The organism is Marivita sp. (genome assembly GCF_020055635.1).
GTDB lineage: Bacteria > Pseudomonadota > Alphaproteobacteria > Rhodobacterales > Rhodobacteraceae > Marivita.
This window is the reverse complement of the sequence record NZ_JAIPUT010000070.1, coordinates 1-16821: the sequence shown is the minus strand read 5'-3', so window position 1 is coordinate 16821 and position 16821 is coordinate 1. Positions and strand designations below refer to the sequence as shown.

Here is a 16821-nt window from a genome sequence, read left to right as displayed (position 1 = left end):
GACTACAGCGATTGGCGGGACCGAGCACGTCCGCGACCATCATTACGGGCTCTTTTGAAGGAACTGCGGAGGGTGCCATTCATTGAAACCCTGCAACCCGGAAGAACGGGGAAATTCGTGAAGTAGTAACCGAGGACGACATCACAGCCTTTCGACCGCGACCCGGCAGTAGGTGCTCGGTGTGATGAGCCAGACGAAAAACTAATTTCCAATCAAACGTCTGGCCTGTGTCCCCCAAGCCGAAACATCCAGAGGAGAAACAACATGACTACCAAGACCCTTTTACGCCGCACCACCGTTGGTATCGCAATGATCGCCGCTCTCGCCACCACTCCGCTGGCGGCTCAGGAAAGCGGGTCGTCCGGGTCCGCGGAAAGCCAGACCCAGTCCGACGCTTCACAATTGATTAACCCGGAGCAGCTGGTCGCGTCGGTTGGTGAGACAGAGATCACTGGTGCTGACGTGAGCGAATTCATCGACAGCCTACCGCCCCAGATGCGCCAACAGCCGCCGCAAATTGTGATATCCATGGCGGTGCAGCAGATGGTGTTGCGAGAACTTCTGTTGCAGGAGGCCGAGGCGCAGAATCTGGGTGACGATCCCGAAGTCCAGTCGATCGTCGAGCAGGCAGCTGATGTGGCCCTCGAAGACGCCATGGTCCAAGTTTATCTCGTGCGCGAGCTCGAAACACGCGTTACCGATGAAGCGGTGCAGCAGACCTACGACCAGATCGCCGAGCAGACCGAAGAGAAGTTGCCGCCGCTCGACGACGTCCGTCTTCAGATCAAGCAGCAGCTTCAGCAGCAAGCCGTTCAGGGTGTTCAGCAGGATCTCGCCGCTGACGTCGAAATCGTGTTCTACGGTCCCGATGGCGAGCCGATGGAAGCCGGCACCGACTAACTGTAGTCGGACACTCAGTGAGATCATGCTTCCGGTCGATTTTGCGCCGTCGCGGGTTTTTAGCCCGCTGCGGCCATATTTGACGCTTCATCATAGAGCCGTCTTCCGAAACGGCCTCATCGGTCCCGTTATTCCTGCGGAAAGCTCAGTGTCACGACCAAGCTGATCTTATCCTCGTGCCCACGACACCGGCAGCAGGCCAGATCGATTGCTCCATATTGAAATTCGGACGAAGCCCGGTCCAATCGCAGGCGACTTGTTCCGACATGGAGAACGCCAAGATCGGACGACGGCAAGGGTCTGTCATCTTTCCCACCGGTCCCGTAGGAACGAATGCTCCCAAACTATGTTCCCTCTTCACAAAACGGAAATGTGCGTTTGAAGGCGAATGGTCCTAACTTCATTAAGAGAGGAGCGCGATATGCACGACATCGTCGGGCGGACGCTTTACCTACACATCGGAATTCCTAAAACGGCCTCTTCATGGCTCCAGTCAATGGTTTTTAGCAGGCTCAGTCACCTTCATTATGTTGACTCACCGCACACGAGTCTCTTTCGGGGAGCGGAAGACATTGAGGACGGTCAATATCTTATGGCGAGCGTCTTCAAGCGATCCAGCCACGTTTGGGACGGCGAAGGTGACGCAGTATTCGGCGAAATGTTTGGCGATAAGAGAAGTTGGAAAGAAGCAGGGAGGGACGCGTTAATCTCAGATGAAAGGATTGGAAGACAGGGAAGTCGCTCGGCGCTACTTTGCGCTCATCTGGAAGGGCTGCGAGAGAAAGCGATCCAGTGGGGATTCAATAGCATAAAAGTCATCCTCTTGACCCGGCGGCAAGACGAATGGCTTGCATCGCACTATGCTCAGATGTCGGATAGGAATCCACGGGCAGGCCAAGAAAATTTCGAAAGACTTTTGAGCGATGTGATATCTCCGCAGTTCTCCCGATATGCTTTCGGCTCCTTGCTTGATTTTGGGTCGCTTTATCAGAATTTGGCGTCGGTCATGGGGTCCGAAAATATTATGGTCTGGCCTTACGAGCAGGTCAAAGAAGACGCTCTCGGATTCCTGCGGTCTCTTCTACCCGTGCTGAATACCCCTGCGGCGGATGCTCAAGCCACTTACGAAGCCGCTTCGGGTTCGAAAGCGAATGTTCGCTCGGCTGGACAGACTTGGACGCTGAGGCCGAACGGCAACAGGCTGTCTCGCTTGAGGTCGAGGTTCTCATCGCGGAAAGCCAGCCCGGCTACGATCAATCTCACCAATGACCTTTCACAGCGCGTGCTACAAGCCTATGCTGCTCAAAACCACCGATTTAGCGAGGCAACCGGGGTTGATCTTCGAAAATACGGCTACTTCGGGGGCCTTGGTCAATCGGACGCAAACTTGCTGTTGTGAGGGTGGCATATCGAAAGACGGGCATACCGAAATGCCAAAAATGTCTGTAAGCAAAGTATATTCCTACAATCAATCGTAAGAGCAACGCTGAGCCCTTTTGCCGCTTCTGATCTAACCGAGCCATTCTCGGCGGGCCCGTCGGCAGGATATGCCGGAACTCGCGAAGGATGCTGCGGATCATGTTCACGACCTGAGTACGCTGTCGGACAATCAAATCCCGTGCGCGATGGATTGCCAGAACAACTGCTGGTCTTCCGATTTGATTTCAAAGAAGCGCATCGTCGAGCAGCGCACCGGCTCGCGGATCGCCTCCGCATCTGCTGCATCTGTCTTGCCCCTCTTCACATAAGGTTTGACGTAGGCGGCAGGCATCAGACGAACGTCGTGACCAAGTTTGCGCAGCTCGCGCCCCCAATGATGCGCCGACCCACATACCTCCATGCCAACCACGCAGCGCGGTAAAGTTTCGAAGAAGGCGGCAACTTGGGGCGTTTGATCTCTTCTTGTTGACGATACGGCGATCAATGACGGAAACGCAGTGTACTTGAAAAACATCCCTGGCCAAATCAAGGCCCACAGTCTTTATTGTCATTGGGTGGCTCCTTTACTTGCAGTCAGGCAGGCCGGATCGCATCGGAGCGCCCGTGCCATTGACGGAACGCGATCCAGGGCGAGTTTGCTCGCTCCCTGCTTGATCATGGTGACCATGTTCGGATTGGACAATCCGGTCTCGCTCGCGATCTGCAATTGTGACTTCTTCGGTTTCAGCTCCAGCACACGGCGTTCCACCTATTTTGCAAGTCGTGTTGTTTCGAAAGGCTTGGCAGGCATCTTTCCTTACTGTGATGATACGCAGCACTTGCTGCTCATCTTCGTTATAGCGATGCGTCTGATGGCGATTTTGGCGGGAGACACACTTTCAGCAACGCAGTTTTTTCCTTTTCCTGCGGATAGACTTCCTACTTGTGGCTTGACACCATGATGATCGAAGGCCTCGAAACAAGCGGCGTGCTCATGGTTGTCGGATTCTGGACGGACTCCCGGCGCTCGGTCTTCAAGGGCACGGCATCTTCCGTGCGCCTCGCGATCGTCACGACCTTGCGGTCACAAGACGTTACGCTTCCCCAAGCCGGGGAATGGCGTCGCCCGCAGGACAATGGCGAGGCAACGTCCTACACTTGGACTCCACAGTCGCAGCAGTCCTCGAATTGACGACGGCGACCATTGTGGCAGTCCGGTCGTAGCAGCCCCATAGACGGAAGCGGTTGAACCTGTCGCCGTCAGGGCGCGTTCGGCCTTTGGGATGGATGACGGCAGGGCGTGCGGCGAAGAGGCCAACCGGCTCTCCCAGGCACCGTGCCGAACAGACAGGAGCCAAGAATGTGGGACGATTTCTCGACGACGATCCTGACTGGCGCGTTCCTCGCCGCCAGTGCCGTCATCTTCTTCTCCGGCCTTCGGATGACCGGACTCGCCGACCGGTTGGCGGATCGCACCGGTCTCGGCGAGGCGATCATCGGCGGTGTCTTGCTGGGGGCCGCGACGTCCCTGAGCGGGATCATCGTTTCGATCACGGCCGCGCTCGACGGCCGCGCGTCGCTTGCCTTCTCCAACAGCGTGGGCGGGATCGCGGCGCAGACCCTATTCCTGGCCGTCGCCGACATGTTCTATCGCAAGATCAATCTCGAACATGCCGCGGCCGATCTCGGCAACGTGTTCCAGGGCGTCGTGCTGATGGTGCTGCTGACGCTGCCGTTCCTCGCGTTGTCCGCACCCGAGTTCACTATCTGGGCGGTGCACCCGATATCTTTCGTCATCCCACTCGTCTACGCGGTCGGCCTCGTCGCTGGACGAACGGTCCACGAGGAGCCGATGTGGACACCCGTAAACACCGAAGACACAAAGGCGGATCAGCCGGAGGAGGAAGACGAGGAGAGCCGCGCCCAGAGCACGCGACGCCTGTTCCTGACCTTCGGAGTTCTCATGCTCCTGATGGGCACGGCGGGCTACGTGATCGCAAAGAGCGCCTCGGAACTGGCCGACAGGACGGGGATCGCGGATTCAATCGTGGGCGCGCTCGCCACCGCTGTCGTGACTTCCATGCCAGAACTGGTCACGACCGTCGCTGCCGTGCGCCGCGGTGCCTTGCAGCTCGCGGTGGGCGGTATCATCGGAGGCAACACCTTCGACACTCTGTTCCTGATGGCGTCCGACATCTCCTACCGGGAGGGCTCGCTCTATCATGCTGTAGGCGATGCAGATTACTACTGGATCGCCACGGCGCTCCTGATGACCGGCATCCTGATTGGCGGCCTGATCCTGCGGCAACGACAGGGCCCTGCGCGTATCGGTGCCGAAAGCATCCTCCTCCTCGCGATCTACGCGGGAGCGGTCGCGGTGCAATTCCTTGCTGGTGGCTGAATTCGCGCCCCTCTTCCTTTACGGATGTCGCCGCCGCCGATGGTCAGACGACGCTGAAACGGCCAGAGATACAGTCGGCACATCCCACTGCTACCATTCCCGACCGAATAACGTGCCGCAGCGCAGCTTGCCGCAGGGCGCCGTCCTGTCGGTGGGGGAACCCTTCAACGTCGCGGCTCGCGCGGCACTGGCGGGCGGAACGTCCGGTCGGTGATGATAGCGGGCGCCCCGAGCGGCTGCCGGGGGCGCCACAGTGCGAGCACCACCATCCGGGGGCAATTCCGTGGTAAGATTGCAGGTGGTAAAGTCACTCTGCATCCCACTGCGCAGGTGACCGGAGATATCAAATGTGAAAGCCTGAGCATCGAGAGTGGTGCTCAAGTTGATGCCGAATTCAGGTGCATACCATACGTCTGAGACGTAGTTGGGTTGTTGGCTGAAGAGATCTTCGTACCAACGTGATTTGGACCGTTTTTCTAAGTTCTAAAAATACGGCATGGGTTGCCTGCTGGCTTTTAGCGTGCCGCAATTGCTTGCACCCTGCAATCACCCACCCATATTTCTGCGTGCCACAAGTTGACGGTCAGGAGACCAAGATGAGCTATGTCAAGACAGCAATGCTGATGGCGGCAATGACCGCGCTTTTCATGGGACTGGGTTACCTGCTCGGCGGCTCGGGCGGCGCGGTGATCGCTCTGGTGATCGCAGCGGCCATGAACGCCTACACGTGGTGGAACTCGGACCAGATGGTCCTGCGGATGCACAACGCGCGTTTGGTGACCCAGGGCGACCATAGGGGCCTTCACGAAATGACCGCAGAACTCGCGCGCAGCGCGGGCCTGCCCGAGCCCAAGGTTTACCTGATCGACACGCCACAGCCCAATGCCTTTGCGACAGGACGGAACCCCGCCAATGCTGCCGTGGCAGTGACGACCGGCCTGATGCGCAGCCTGAGCCGTGAGGAATTGGCAGGCGTCATTGCGCACGAACTCGCCCACATCCGCAACCATGATACGGCGATCATGACAGTCACTGCTACCTTCGCCGGCGCAATCTCGATGCTGGCCAATTTCGCACTTTTCTTTGGCGGCTCGCGGGAACGTCTTGGGCTTGTGGGCACGATCCTGATGATGGTCCTCGCCCCGCTCGCGGCCGCGTTGGTGCAGATGGCGATCAGCAGGACACGTGAATATGAAGCTGACAAAGGCGGTGCCGAGATCTGCGGCCAGCCGCTCTGGTTGGCCTCGGCACTTGAGAAGATCGCCTCTGGGGCTGCCGGGATCGACAACGAGGCGGCCGAACGCAATCCGGCGACTGCGCACATGTTCATTATCAATCCATTACACGCGCATAAACGCGACAGGCTTTTCGCTACCCATCCGGCGACCGAAAACCGCATCGCCGCTCTGCATGACATGGTGGGGCGCACCCGACAAAACCAGCGCGCGGTCTCCGTGCCACTTTCAAAGAGCAGCATCCCCAAAGCTCGAAAGAGCGATCGCCCGGGACCTTGGTCTTGAACCCGCTACATGGCTCAACTGGAGCGGTGGCCGTCACGCTTTTCGTCTGTTCACCAAATGCGAGCTTTGCCGTTCTGCCGCAAAAATTGTAGGTTTGGCTTGTTAACCCGCACTGAACGGAAATTCGATTCAGGAGACAAGCAAGGACAAATAGAAAATCGAACATCTCGCTGTGTCGCCGCAATGCAGCTTGGAACTTTTCGTGTTCCCCGGCACAATTCCGTGACAGGTCAAGACAAGCTCTCGATGATTTATGGAGGGAGGCTGAACGCGGCGAAATGAGCCGGTCTCTTTTTTCCGAGAGCGTCGCAGAATCACGCCAAGTCACCTTTGCCTGCCCCTTGCGGGCAGCCTGCGTTTCCATCACCATGAGTTTATTCCCCGCGTGAACTTTGCACCGGCCCGTCCTCGTTCCCAAGAACGGAGGCCTTCCGGACGCAGATCCCCAGGCAAGCGCGGTTTCGAAGGGTGATCCGATGCCGAAAAAGCCCAAGTCCGGCACGCGCGAAAAGGTTGCATCCACCGTCGCGCCCTTGGCCGAAAATCTGATTCTCGAGCTGGCCAGTCGCGGGTCCGGCCGTCGTCCGATCGAGATGCGGCACGTGGCGAGGCTGCGCAAAGCCGCACTCAGTTGCAGCAAGACCGCATGCCTGTCAGCTTGCGACCGGATAGCGAGCCAGGGCATCGGCTTTGACGACATCGCGGACCTTTACGTTCCGGCCGTTGCGCGCACATTGGGCGAAGATTGGGTGGACGACCGGATCAGCCTTGCCTCCACCTCGGTCGGGGCGGCCATGTTGCAATGGTTGCTGGGCGCCCTGGAACAGGCCCATCTTCACAGCGACATTGCAGTCGATGGGCCTGGGGTCCTTCTTATGGTACCAGCCGGCGAGCATCATAGGCTGGGCGCGGTCCTGCTGGGGCAGCAACTCAGACGCCGGGGTTTCTGGGTCAGGCCAATGCTTCAGGCGCGGGCCGAAAGCTCGCAACCGCCGTTGCAACGGCGTCTGAACGCGACGATGATCTCGGCTTCGCCCGCAACTGGGATGCAGGACCTTCGCCGGCTGGTCACGGCCGCCCGGAAGGCCACGGCAGAAGCGTCCCCGGTTCTCATCGGAGGCACGATTGCGGATTTGGAACCAGGGCTGGCCGACCGGTCCGGCGCAGATCACGTGGCGACGGATGTGCAAGACGCCCTGCGGTTCTGCCAGTTCGAAGATCGAAGCGGTGTCAGCTTGGTCTGATTCAGCCTTGCCGGTCGATGCGTATCACCCCCGGGTGGTCAGTAATTCGCCGGAGGATCGGCCGCCGGAGGGAGTCGACGATTCCTCGTCTACCTCGCCGCGCGGCGGGATCGATTTGCCTGACGGTCTGGTTGATGACCTTGCCCTTTTCGCGCTGGATCTCGGTCGAAATCGGTCGGCGGGTCTTTTCGCGCCTGGCATAAAATGCCGCAAAGACGGATGATACGCTTGCTGAAGACCAATAGAGCAGGCCCCCGCGTGTACGGGGACCCACCTTCAAGAAGTTCAATGCGATCCGCCCTTGCGGCCTGCTTCGCGTGCGCGCTCGGAGCCTTGCTCAAAGCTGCCTGAGGACGCTTCGCCGCCTTTGCGGCCTGCTTCGCTCGCACGCTCGGAGCCTTGCTCGAAACTTCCGGATGATGCTTCACCACCCTTTTGCCCAGCTTCGCTTGCGCGTTGCGAGCCTTGTTCGAAGCTCCCCGAGGATTGTTCACCGCCTTTGCGGCCTGCCTCGCGCGCAGCGTCACCGCCGCTGAATTGACCGCTATCGTCGCGGTCGGATTGGGATGCGGCGCGTGTATCGGCGTTCTTGTTGTCAGCCATGGTCCTTCTCCTTTCCTTGTGGTTGGTGACCGATGGTAAAACAAATTTGCAACACTCCAGTTCCACCTCGGAAGCGCGGCGCAGCGTAATAAAATTCGACTTGGTCGCAATCTGCCCGTAGCCAGTTTTGGTCGCGGCGCGACCGGGGTCGCGATTTGCAGCGAGGGTCCGCGGGTGGCCTTAGAACCTCGCTATGGCGGCCTGCTTCGCGGAACACACTGTCGCGCCGCTCGTTGGAGAACAAGATACCACGAGGGAGGCCACGTACATGCACGATACTGCCGAGCAACTCACAGCCTTTGCGCTCAACTGCTCACTTCGCCAATCGGATTCCGACAGCCCCAGTTCGACCGACAAGATGATCGGCGACCTGATGTCCGCGCTGAACGCGCACGGCGTCACTGGCGAGGTTGAGCGCGTCCTCGATCATAATGTGAAACCAGGTGTCCTTTCGAACATGGGCGAGGGCGACGACTGGCCGACGCTGCGCGAACGGCTGCTTGCAGCCGACATCTTCATCCTGGGCACGCCGATCTGGCTTGGCCATCCGTCGAGCGTCGCGCGGCGGGTTCTCGAGCGACTGGATGCGTTCCTGTCCGAGACTGACGATCGCGGCCGGATGCCAGCCGCCGGCAAGGTCGCGCTGGTTGCGGTCGTGGGCAACGAGGATGGCGCCCATACATGTCATGCAAATTGCTTTCAGGCGTTGAACGACGTGGGATTCACCATTCCCGCGAATGCCGGCGTGTACTGGGTCGGCGAGGCCATGCAGGGGACGAACTACATCGACCTCGACAGCGTTCCGGACGGGGTGCAATCCGCATTGGCGAACGCGGCGTCGAACGCGGCGCATCTTGCGCGGCTGCTGAAACGGCAAGACTATCCCGGCGTGCCGCAGGGCTGACCGCCCGCCGTCCGGCTGGCCGGCACCGCCCGCCTCGCTTGAAGATGTCCGGCCGACCGGCCCGCCGCCACGCTCGAACTTCGCCATTGCCCGATGGAGACAGGCATGCGCTCTACCGCCGCCGCCAACGATCGCACCTCTCGCAAGACCGGTATCCCGAAGCTGTCGTCGATGGACAGTTCCCTATCGCTGCTTCGCGAGGGCTACACCTTTGTCTCGACCCGCTGCGACCGGCTGGGCTCGGACGCCTTCCGCACGCGCCTGATGCTGACGCCGGTCGTCTGCATGCGCGGCGCGGACGCTGCGGCGCTCGTCTACGACAGCGGACATTTCGACCGGACCAAGGCGATGCCGATAGCGACCCTGCGGTTGTTGCAGGACGAGGGCAGCGTCCAGCAACTGAGCGGAGAGGCACACCGCGTGCGCAAGGCGATGTTCATGGCGGTGATGTCGCCGCAGGCCCTCGAGCGGGCGCGGACGGACTTCGCCGAACAGCTTCGCGCGGCTGTCCCGCGCTGGCAGTCCGAGGGGAGTGTGATCCTGCACGACGTGCTTCGCGACGTGCTGACGCGCAGCGTTTGCGCCTGGGCAGGTATTCCGCTGTCGGACCGGGAAGCAGAGGCACGCAGCCGCGAATTCGGCGCGATGATCGACCACGCAGGCAGCATCGGGCCGCGGCTCCTGAGGGCGCGGCGCCTGCGAAACCGGTCGGAGATCTGGGCGCGTGGCCTGATCGAGCGTACCCGCCGGGGCGAAATCAAGGCGGAGGACGGAACGGCGCTGGCGGCGATCGCCGCGCATGTGGACGCGGACGGCAAGTCGCTCGATCTTGCCGAGGCGAGCGTCGAGCTTCTGAACGTCCTGCGCCCGACGGTCGCGGTCGGGCGGTTCATCGTGTTCGGTGCACACGCGCTGGCCGAACATCCTGCTTGGGCGGATGCCTTCGCCGCCGGCGACGAGGAGGATCTCGAGGCCTTTGTGCAGGAGGTCCGGCGGGCCTATCCGTTCTTTCCTGTCGCCGGCGCCCGTGCCTGCGAAGCATTCAGTTGGCATGGGCACGCCTTCCAAGCCGGGGACTGGGTGCTGCTCGACCTCTATGGAACGAACCACGATCCGCGCCTCTGGGACTCTCCCCAAGAATTCCGGCCAGAGCGTTTCCGCGGTTGGCAGGGCGATCCCTACACGCTTGTCCCGCAGGGCGCCGGTGCGTTCGATACCGGGCATCGCTGCCCGGGCGAGTGGCTGACGATCGTGCTGATGAAGGAGGCAATGCGCTTTCTGACCCGCAACATCCTCTACACCGTGCCGAGGCAGGACCTGAGGATAAATCTCGCGAACATGCCGGCCTTGCCCGGGCGTGGCCTTGTCATCGCCGATATCCGCCAAACCACCTGACACACGGCGGGAATAGGCGCCGACGCTTCGCGCCGCGGCTCTCCGGCTCGCTCTACAGGATTCCGTGCCCGATGCGCGCAGCGGCTGTCCGGATGTTGAAACCGTTTCGGCCATTATCCCTGAAACGCCGGTGGGGCTTCAAGACATGTCATGCGCGGTCCTCATCCCGAGACGCCTCCGCTCGAACCCGAGGCAAGCGCCCAAATGCCGCCAGCCACGACGATGGCGGCGCCTGCAAAACCGAAGAGCATCACGAGGCCATCGCGGAACAGGAGACCGAGGCCGAAAATCGCGATCACGATCATCGGGCCGGATGTCGCGAACGGGATCAATTCGAGCGGCGGAACGGTGAGAAGTAGGCCGAGGATCACAATGCAGGCTGCGCGCCTCCCCGTACGCCCGGCGAAACCCGACAGCCGCTCGTGCAGTTTTGCGTCGATCCGGAGCGACATCGGTTTAAGCCATTCCATTGACTTGATCACCCTGTCCGAGTTCAGACGTCGTCGTCTGAGCCAGCCCGGCGCCCAGAAATGGTCGTATCCTAAGAGAAGCCGGACGCTGATAATGGCCAACGTCAGGGCGAGTAGCGTCGGAAAACCCGGGATGCCGCCAATGGGCGTCAGTTCGATCAGCGGCAGGACCGCAAGCGCAGGACCGTAGCCCCGATGGTCCAGTGCGTCGATCAACTGACCGACCTCCACGGCATCTCCGTCCGTTTCCCCGGCCGACCGCTCCAGCTCCCCGACGATATCCGTCAACGCGCCTTCCTGTTGTTTCACATCACTACCTCCAAGAAAGACCGGCCATTGACGAACCATGCCAAGGCCCACCCGGGCAGAACGGGTCGGGCGACGGCGAGTTCCCACCGGACCAATACGAAGCCGAAACAATCGGCGGCGAAAATACGGCAAGCATCGAGCCGACCATGCCGGTCGGAGAGGACGGACGTCTGGCGAGTGTCAGGCCGATGCGTGGGGGTGAACGTTCTTGCCGCAGCCTTCAGGTTTCGCCGCCGTCGCGAGTCCCAGATGATGTCAGCACTTGTTCGGCTGGGCCTTGCCAGGGTGTCCCGAGCCGAAGCCTCTCGCGAGGGATCGGGGCAGCGTCCGGATTGTCGCTCTCGACATAGTCGCCAGAGATCAGGCGCGCTCCGCGATCGTAGGTAAGATAACGCCAAAGCCACTGCATCGAAACGAGGAGGCGATGTTGAAAACCGATCAAGGCGCACCGGTTCGCAGATGTGCGGCGAGGGATCGGCCAACCGCTGAGACGCCTTGGACCGGCAGGTCTTCGCCGCACCCCAGGGTGGCGAGAAGACCCTCGGCGCGCGGGTCCGGGTCGCTGCGCAGCGCGGCGAGCACGAATAAGGCGACCGCGTGCCCCTGACAATGTCCCACTGAAGGCAGGCACGCTTCGAAGCAAGGCAAGAGGCGCCCAAGCGCGGCTTGGCGCGACGGGCCGAGGATTTCGTCAAGTTGATGCATTGCGGGAATGTTCGCTGCGCTGTGGCACGTGGTCAATCATGAAACGAGCAGGCAAAGCCCGGGTTCCCGTTCAACGGTGCGGGAACAAGCCTTCGACCCTGCGGTTTGTGTGTTGAACCCAGAGGAGATGCGACCATGTTTTTTCGTACGAACCAGTTCCAGTACAACGCCAAGCCCGAGCGCCCCGACCCGGTCTACGCCAAGAAACTCCAGGAGGTTCTCGGCGGGCAGTGGGGTGAGATCAGCGTCATGATGACTTATCTGTTCCAAGGCTGGAATTGTCGCGCTCCGCAGAAATATCGCGACATGATCCTCGACATCGGCACAGAGGAAATCGCGCATGTGGAAATGCTGGCGACGATGATCGCGAGGTTGCTCGAGACCTCGCCCGTCGAAGCGCGCGAGGATGCGGCCAAGAATTCCGCGATCGGTGCTGTGATGGGTGGGTCGCGCCTTGAGGACGTGTTGGTGGCCGGTATGAACCCACAAGATGCCATCGTCTCGGGGGCAGGCGCAACGCCGACCGACAGCGTCGGGTATCCTTGGACGTCCCGCTACACGATCGCCTCGGGCAACCTGCTGGCCGACTTCCGCTTCAATGTTACGGCCGAGAGTCAAGGTCGCCTTCAGGTTACCCGCCTCTACGAGATGACGGACGATCCCGGCATCCGGGACATGCTGTCCTTCCTGATCGCTCGCGACACCATGCATCAAAATCAGTGGATTGCCGCCATACAAGAGCTTGAGGCCGACGGTCTCGGCGCCACGCCGGTGCCCGATACCTTTCCGCAGGAACGGGAGATGTCCGAGGTCGCCTACCAGTTCTGGAATTGCTCCGAAGGCACCGAGAGTGCCGAGGGCCGTTGGGCCGAGGGTTCCAGCCCGGACGGCAATGGGGAGTTCCAGTACCTGGCAGCCCCGAAGCCCCTTGGGGAAACCGTGACGGAACTGGGTCAGGTTGATCCTCGGCTGCACGGCACGCCGAAACAGCCGCTTCCGCCGCAATCGAGCTGAGGCAGGCGTGGTCGGAGGGATCACAACCGTAAGAAAGGAGGCACGTCGTGCCTTCCGACAACAGGGCTTCCCTGATCCCCCTGTTACCGCTTGGACGACCCTGCGCGTGAGCCTGGCTTCGGTTGTTCAGCATGACAGGTCACGTGACCATGTCTGAGGGACGCGTGATCGCGATCGGCGGGTCTACCGGGTCCATTTCGGCGCTGAAACAGATCTTGCCCCGTCTGCCTGCCGGTTTGCCTGCCCCGGTCTTTGTCGTGGTCCATGTCGGAGCAGAGGGCCGCAATCTTCTTGCTGGCATTCTCGACGCCTGTGGCCCCCTGACGGTGTCCACGGCAAAGGACGGTGAACATCCTGAACAGGCGCATGTCTATGTCGCGCCAGCCGGTCGTCACCTTCTTCTCGTCGATGGCGAAATCAGGCTGGGCCGAGGCCCGCGCGAGAACATGGCGCGGCCTGCTGTCGATGCCCTGTTCCGTTCGGTGGCGGCCAGCTATGGCCCGCGTGCAATCGGGCTGGTCCTTTCGGGCCACCTGAACGACGGGGCCGCGGGCCTCGCAGCAATAGCGCAATGTGGCGGGCTGACGGCGGTCCAAAGCCCTGCTGACGCCGAGGCCCCGGACATGCCGCGAGGCGCGCTTGAGGCGGGCGACATTGACTACCGCGCGCCACTCGCGGACCTCGCCAACTTGATGGTGGCCTTGGCGAAAGAGCCGCCAGGGCCAGAGTTCCCGACGCCGCGAGCGCTGGAACTTGAAATCGAGATCGCACTTGGCCGCCCGTCCCAGACCGGAGTGATTGACGAAATTGCCGATGTCGCGCCCCTCTCCTGTCCTGAGTGCGGTGGAACTCTTTCGCAGTTGAAAGAGGCCCCGCTGCGCTATCGCTGCCAGATCGGCCATGCGTACTCGGCCAAGACCCTCGCACACGAGCAGAACGGCTCCCTTGACGAGGCGCTGGGGGTTGCGCTGCGCATTGTCGAGGAACGGGCAGTGCTGGCAGACCGAATGGCCCGCGACGCCGAAGCCTCTGGTCGAGCATGGTCGATGGAGAACTACGCATCCAAGGCCGCCGAGTTCCGGCGATCAGCTGACGTCCTGCGTTCGGCAGCGATTAGGCTTCGCTGACCAGCGCCCCGGCGATACTGTCGAGGACAAGGCCGTTCGCTCGCGCGTGACAAGTCGGACCTGACCGTTCCAAGGCGCGAGCTTATCAATTTTGGCGCAGGAGTTGGCGCGTGACACACAGGTAATCCTCGTAGGTGACGCCGCTTGCCTGCGCGAGCCAGGCCGTTTGGGCGATAGTGTAATGTCGCTGCAAGTGGAGCCACGGCAGCGTTGCGCAAAAAGCATTATTGGCAAACAGCAGAATGCTGCGCCCGCGCTTCCTGAAGTGGTCAATTGCTCGAACATTAGCGAGATTCTGCCGATCGCTTGAATGGTCATATAACCTGACCTATTTTGGTGTATTAGGTCTCCTTCTTCACGCTCAGGACCCACCCTTGCTGTATCAACTCGCCTATATTAGCCACTCTCGATCACCGCTCGATCAGGCAACTTTGTCTGACATCTTAGAGGTCTCTCAGCGGAACAACGCGCGAGATCAGATTACTGGCGTTCTCATGTATCATGACGAACTTTTCTTCCAGGTCTTGGAGGGGGAGCAGGCAGCAGTCGAAGATTGCTATTACGCGAGGATTCTTCACGATTTTCGTCACAGGAACTTGTCAATCAGTTGGTGCGGTGTCGTTGAAAGACGAACATTTTCGGACTGGTCGATGGGATATGCCGGGCCTGACGAAATTGGTCAGCATACCAGAAGCAAGTTTCACTCATTGGAGCAATTGAAGACTGACGAAGGCTTGAACGAGCCTGTCAACCATCTGGCTTTAGACCTTGCCCTTTCAGTATTCCGAGAATTGCGATGACCTGAAGCCCGCATCTTACTCCAAGTCAAGCGCCGCGCGTCGCCCGCAAGTAAAGACGCAACGATGGGCGTCTTTGTCCGCGAAGCCGCCTCGCGGTCGCCGAAAATGCTGCGCTACGCATGAAAGGCCGGTCTGGTGAAGCTGCATCGCATTATCGAAGTCACCGGTGAATGGCAGCAATGGTGAAGGTTTTCTGATGCTGGTCGCGGCGGAACGCTGGTCACTCGCGCGACCACGACCCGCGTTGGAAAACCTCCCAAGGAGGAAGCCGCGTAGGTCTTGGATCAGGCTATGGGGAAAGTGCGCGGACGGTTGGCGCGACGGTTGCATCCGGAGTGCTGCTGATGGCGCTCCAGGTGCCTGATACGGTCGCAAACCCGGCCGATGATCTCAACAAGGCTTTGCGTTTTGGAGTTATTGCCGCCTCGTGACGCACTGGAGACGATCGAGCACACGCCGTTCGGACCGGGTCTGCGGGCTGTAGCCGGTGGTGCTCCGTAATGGATGACGGGCGATATGTCATGCGGCCTGCTCCCTCGGTGGGGCGCGCGACATCGGTTTTTGCCCGCGCCGGAAGATCTCGATTATGCGCATGGGGCCGCCGCAGCAGGGGCACGGTTCGCGCAGGGTGAGCGGGGCGATCTCGGTCTGTGGTTCCTGCACGGCGAGTTGCTCAGGCCGCTGGACGCAGAGCAAGGCGCGGATCATTCTGATGTTGGCTTTGCGGGTCGCGCTGGCCAGCAGGCCGTAGTGCCGGATGCGGTGGAAGCCGTCAGGTAGCACATGGATCAGGAAGCGGCGAATGAACTCGGGCGTGACCAGCCGCATGACCTTTTGCCGATCGCCGGATTTGATGCGGTAATCCTTCCAGCGAAAGGCCACGGCATGGGCATCGGCGCTGACCAGGCGCGCGTTGGAGATGGCGACGCGGTGGGTATAGCGGCTGAGATAGGCCAGCACGGCCTCGGGTCCTCCGAAGGGCGGCTTGGCATAGACCACCCAGTCGGATTTGCGGAACGGGGCGAGCCAGGCGGTGAAGGTGTCCGCGCTGGCCAGCTCGGCCAGATCGCCGAAGAAGGCCAGCTGACCGGCCCGGTGCAAATCCATCAGTCCCTCCAGAAACAGGCGCCGGAACAACCGCGACAGAACCCGCACATGCAGGAAGAACCCCGGCTTGCAGGCAATCCACCTCGCGCCGTCGGGCGACAGGCCACCGCCTGGGACGATCATGTGGACGTGCGGATGGTGTGTCAGCGCCGAACCCCAGGTATGGAGCACGCTGGTCACGCCGACCCGGGCACCGAGGCGCTTGGGGTCGGCTGCAATGGTCATGACCGTTTCCGCAGACGCCCGGAACAGCAGGCCATAGATCGCCTTCTTGTTCCAGTAGGCGATCTGCGCGATCTCGGCTGGCATCGTGAAGACGACGTGGAAGTATTCCACGGGCAGCAGGTCCTCGGCACGCGCCGCCATCCAGTCACGCGCCGCTGGCCCCTGGCACTTCGGGCAGTGCCGGTTCTTGCAGGAGTTATAGGCGACGTGATGGTGGCCGCATTTGGCACAGCCCGCCACATGCCCGCCGAGCGCCTCAGACCGGCAGGCTTCGATCGCCGACATGACCTTGAGCTGGGTCAGGCTGACATGCCCCGCATTGGCCCGCCGCCACGCAGGACCATGCGCGCGGAAGATGTCAGCGATCTCCAGTTTGGGCCGGGCCACCCCGGCGTCCGGTCACTCCAGGCTTCGCTTCACGGTCTGGTCCTGCAACCTTGCCAGCATCTCGTAGGGGCTGACCGTGTCGCGGATCGTCTTGGTCGCCACGTGGGTGTATCGCGCGGTGGTCGTCAGCTTGGCATGCCCGAGCAGCACTTGGATCACCCGCACGTCGGTATCGGCCTCCAGCAGGTGGGTGGCGAAGCTGTGCCGCAACGTGTGCAAGGTGGCGGGCTTCTTGACCCCGGCCATGTGCTTGGCCGAGGTGAAGGCGCGGTTCAGTTGGCGCGGTGAGAT

17 protein-coding genes and 1 pseudogene are annotated in these 16821 nt (G+C 61.1%); 12 read left to right on the top strand and 6 right to left on the bottom strand.

Annotation, left to right across the window (positions count from 1 at the left end; translation table 11 throughout):
* Nucleotides 1–264: 264 nt before the first annotated feature.
* Nucleotides 265–900, top strand: coding sequence for a hypothetical protein (locus LCF60_RS20785; protein ID WP_292294452.1), 636 nt, complete (start codon nt 265–267; stop codon nt 898–900).
* Nucleotides 901–1321: 421 nt separating this feature from the next.
* Entirely contained in the window at nt 1322–2299 is a 978-nt protein-coding gene (locus LCF60_RS20780; protein ID WP_292294451.1) for a hypothetical protein, read from the top strand.
* A 154-nt stretch (nt 2300–2453) separates the two neighbouring features.
* On the opposite strand, the pseudogene LCF60_RS20775 reads toward LCF60_RS20780, so the two are convergent.
* Both LCF60_RS20775 and LCF60_RS20770 read right to left on the bottom strand, forming a co-directional pair.
* Nucleotides 2454–2891 (bottom strand): annotated as a pseudogene (locus LCF60_RS20775) (transposase); the annotation flags it as partial.
* Nucleotides 2888–3088 (bottom strand): hypothetical protein, encoded by a 201-nt coding sequence (locus LCF60_RS20770; protein WP_292294450.1) that lies wholly within the window; start codon nt 3086–3088, stop codon nt 2888–2890. The pseudogene LCF60_RS20775 and the gene LCF60_RS20770, both read right to left, overlap by 4 nt.
* Before the next feature lie 174 nt (nt 3089–3262).
* On the opposite strand from LCF60_RS20770, the gene LCF60_RS20765 reads away from it, so the two are divergent.
* From LCF60_RS20765 to LCF60_RS20750, 5 genes are all read left to right on the top strand, one after another.
* Nucleotides 3263–3511, top strand: coding sequence for a hypothetical protein (locus tag LCF60_RS20765; protein WP_292294449.1), 249 nt, complete (start codon nt 3263–3265; stop codon nt 3509–3511).
* Nucleotides 3512–3679: 168 nt separating this feature from the next.
* Nucleotides 3680–4720 carry a sodium:calcium antiporter gene (locus LCF60_RS20760; RefSeq protein ID WP_292294448.1) on the top strand — a complete coding sequence of 347 codons (1041 nt, stop codon included), beginning with the start codon at nt 3680–3682 and terminating at the stop codon, nt 4718–4720.
* A 213-nt stretch (nt 4721–4933) separates the two neighbouring features.
* Nucleotides 4934–5137 (top strand): polymer-forming cytoskeletal protein, encoded by a 204-nt coding sequence (locus LCF60_RS24670; protein ID WP_363318448.1) that lies wholly within the window; start codon nt 4934–4936, stop codon nt 5135–5137.
* 179 nt (nt 5138–5316) lie between these two features.
* Nucleotides 5317–6240, top strand: coding sequence for a zinc metalloprotease HtpX (htpX, locus tag LCF60_RS20755; RefSeq protein WP_292294453.1), 924 nt, complete (start codon nt 5317–5319; stop codon nt 6238–6240).
* 476 nt (nt 6241–6716) lie between these two features.
* Entirely contained in the window at nt 6717–7484 is a 768-nt protein-coding gene (locus tag LCF60_RS20750; protein ID WP_292294447.1) for a hypothetical protein, read from the top strand.
* Between the two features lie 285 nt (nt 7485–7769).
* On the opposite strand, the gene LCF60_RS20745 is transcribed toward LCF60_RS20750, so the two are convergent.
* Complete coding sequence (locus LCF60_RS20745) at nt 7770–8087, bottom strand: general stress protein (RefSeq protein WP_292294446.1); 318 nt, start codon at nt 8085–8087, stop codon at nt 7770–7772.
* A 268-nt stretch (nt 8088–8355) separates the two neighbouring features.
* Here LCF60_RS20745 and LCF60_RS20740 point away from each other — a divergent pair, with 268 nt between their 5' ends.
* On the top strand, nt 8356–8991 hold the full coding sequence (locus LCF60_RS20740; protein ID WP_292294445.1) for an NAD(P)H-dependent oxidoreductase: 636 nt from the start codon (nt 8356–8358) through the stop codon (nt 8989–8991).
* Nucleotides 8992–9096: 105 nt separating this feature from the next.
* Nucleotides 9097–10386, top strand: coding sequence for a cytochrome P450 (locus tag LCF60_RS20735; RefSeq protein WP_292294444.1), 1290 nt, complete (start codon nt 9097–9099; stop codon nt 10384–10386).
* Between the two features lie 161 nt (nt 10387–10547).
* Here the strand turns inward: LCF60_RS20735 and LCF60_RS20730 are convergent, their stop codons facing one another.
* Nucleotides 10548–11165 carry an exopolysaccharide biosynthesis protein gene (locus LCF60_RS20730; RefSeq protein ID WP_292294443.1) on the bottom strand — a complete coding sequence of 206 codons (618 nt, stop codon included), beginning with the start codon at nt 11163–11165 and terminating at the stop codon, nt 10548–10550.
* A gap of 840 nt (nt 11166–12005) precedes the next feature.
* On the opposite strand from LCF60_RS20730, the gene LCF60_RS20725 reads away from it, so the two are divergent.
* The 3 genes from LCF60_RS20725 to LCF60_RS20715 all read left to right on the top strand — a co-directional run bounded on the left by LCF60_RS20725 (nt 12006) and on the right by LCF60_RS20715 (nt 14811).
* Nucleotides 12006–12884 (top strand): manganese catalase family protein, encoded by an 879-nt coding sequence (locus LCF60_RS20725; RefSeq protein WP_292294442.1) that lies wholly within the window; start codon nt 12006–12008, stop codon nt 12882–12884.
* Nucleotides 12885–13033: 149 nt separating this feature from the next.
* Complete coding sequence (locus LCF60_RS20720; RefSeq protein ID WP_292294441.1) at nt 13034–14011, top strand: chemotaxis protein CheB; 978 nt, start codon at nt 13034–13036, stop codon at nt 14009–14011.
* 242 nt (nt 14012–14253) lie between these two features.
* Nucleotides 14254–14811, top strand: a complete 558-nt coding sequence (locus LCF60_RS20715; RefSeq protein WP_292294440.1) for a BLUF domain-containing protein — start codon at nt 14254–14256, stop codon at nt 14809–14811.
* A gap of 519 nt (nt 14812–15330) precedes the next feature.
* Here the strand turns inward: LCF60_RS20715 and LCF60_RS20710 are convergent.
* Together LCF60_RS20710 and LCF60_RS20705 are read right to left on the bottom strand one after the other, a co-directional pair.
* A complete protein-coding gene (locus LCF60_RS20710) occupies nt 15331–16530 on the bottom strand; it encodes an IS91 family transposase (protein WP_292294439.1) in 1200 nt (399 codons plus the stop codon).
* Nucleotides 16531–16542: 12 nt separating this feature from the next.
* Nucleotides 16543–16821, bottom strand: a 279-nt coding sequence (locus LCF60_RS20705; RefSeq protein ID WP_292294438.1) for a tyrosine-type recombinase/integrase, incomplete at its 5' end; no start/stop codon positions are given.